We start from the raw sequence: 1,472 nt of genomic DNA on the forward strand, positions 1-1,472 counted from the left end.
GAGATATTGTCAAGACCTGTGGATGAGGGTGTTTCAGGCGACCTCCGTTTCGCTTGATTCGTCGGGCTCAGCGGGTGAGATGTCGATGGGTCGTTCGAGCAGCTTGCCTTTGTGGAACACCGCGCCGGCACGGACCAGCGCGACCAGATGGGGGGCGTTGACCGCCCGCCAGCGGGCTTGTGCGGCGTCGATCAGCTTGTAGGCCATGGCAATCCCCGCTGCGCGTGACCCAGGGCCCTTGGTGACCTTGGTTCGCAACCGCACGGTCGCAAACGTCGATTCGATCGGATTCGTAGTGCGCAAGTGGATCCAGTGCTCGGCCGGGTACCGGTAGAACTCCAGGAGCACGTCGGCGTCGTCGACGATCTTGGCGACCGCCTTGGGGTACTTCGCGCCGTAATCTACCTCGAAGGCCTTGATCGCGACCTGGGCCTTGTCGATGTCCTCGGCGTTGTAGATTTCCCGCATCGCCGCGGTCGCACCTGGATGAGCCGACTTGGGCAGCGCAGCAAGCACATTGGCCTGCTTGTGAAACCAGCAGCGCTGTTCACGGGTATCCGGAAACACCTCCCGCAGTGCCTTCCAGAACCCCAGCGCCCCATCACCGACGGCCAGCACCGGGGCGGTCATCCCGCGGCGTCGGCATGAGCGCAGCAGATCAGCCCACGACTCTGTGGACTCCCGGAACCCATCGGTGAGCGCGACGAGCTCCTTGCGGCCGTCGGCGCGGACGCCGATCATCACGAGCAAGCACAGCTTCTCCTGCTCCAGGCGGACCTTGAGATGGATGCCGTCGACCCATAGGTACACGAAATCGGTGCCCGAGAGATCCCGGTCGGCGAAGGCCTTCGCCTCGTCCTGCCATTGCGCGGTCAGCCGGGTGATCGTCGAGGCCGACAGCCCGGCACCAGTGCCGAGGAACTGCTCCAACGCCGCACCGAAGTCGCCGCTGGACAGCCCGTGCAGGTACAGCAGCGGCAACACCTCGGTCATCTGCGGGGACTTGCGTGACCACGCCGGCAGGATCGCCGAGGAAAACCGTTGCCGTTCACCGGTCTCGGCGTCGACACGGCGGTCGTTGACCCGCGGTGCGGTCACCGTCACCGCCCCCGCCGCGGTGAGCACGTCACGCTCGTGGTGATAGCCGTTGCGGACCACCAGCCGCCGGCCGTGCTCATCGAGATGCTCGGCGAACTGCTCGATGTATGCGGCGACTTCGGCGGCCAACGCCGCCGCGAGCATCTGCCGGGCACCGTCGCGAACGATCTCGTCAAGCAACGACCGACCAACACCGCTGTCGTCGTTGGAGGATTGCTGATCCTGAACTACCGTGAGCATGGGCGTACCTTCCCGAACCAGCGCGCCAACGCCGGTCCTGATCAGAGCTGATGGAATTTCAGATCATTCCCGGGAAGGTGCGCCCACTCACGCCGCCTCGCCGAGAACCATCCACAGGTTCTGATCATTGCTCC

General features: G+C 64.8%; 1 protein-coding gene. It reads right to left on the bottom strand.

Features of this window, described 5'->3' with window-relative positions:
• Positions 1-33: 33 nt before the first annotated feature.
• Positions 34-1,338: an IS256-like element ISRer3 family transposase gene (locus tag ASU23_RS06705; protein ID WP_042927240.1), complete on the bottom strand. Its 1,305-nt coding sequence runs from the start codon at positions 1,336-1,338 to the stop codon at positions 34-36.
• Positions 1,339-1,472 lie beyond the last annotated feature (134 nt).

The sequence above is a fragment of the Rhodococcus sp. KB6 genome, from assembly GCF_001445685.1.
GTDB classification, from domain to species: domain Bacteria; phylum Actinomycetota; class Actinomycetes; order Mycobacteriales; family Mycobacteriaceae; genus Rhodococcus_F; species Rhodococcus_F qingshengii.